This is a genomic window from Pseudoalteromonas sp. S3776 (assembly GCF_005886915.1).
Taxonomy (GTDB): Bacteria; Pseudomonadota; Gammaproteobacteria; order Enterobacterales; family Alteromonadaceae; genus Pseudoalteromonas.
The window spans coordinates 1-278 of record NZ_PNCU01000201.1 but is presented as its reverse complement, the minus strand read 5'-3'; the positions used below and the strand labels follow the sequence as shown (position 1 = coordinate 278).

At 46.0% G+C, this 278-nt stretch carries 1 protein-coding gene; it reads right to left on the bottom strand.

The genetic code is table 11. The features are described from left to right. Window positions 1–278 (bottom strand): phosphate ABC transporter ATP-binding protein (locus tag CWC16_RS19635; protein ID WP_138542705.1); only part of this gene is annotated, 278 nt, incomplete at both ends.

Below are 278 nucleotides of genomic sequence, written 5' to 3'. Positions count from 1 at the left end.
AACAATGACAATGGTGAACTTGGATTTGAGCTTGTTAATCAGCTCTTCAATCTTCAGGGTTGAAATAGGATCCAAGGCAGAAGCGGGTTCGTCCAGTAGAAGAACTTCTGGTTCTACAGCAATGGTTCTGGCTATAACCAGACGCTGCTGCTGACCACCCGATAAACCAAATGCACTGTCATGTAAGCGGTCTTTCACTTCATCCCATAAAGCAGCACCACGCAGTGAGCGCTCAACCACTTCATCCAGCTTACGTTTGTCTTTTACACCTTGTAAGC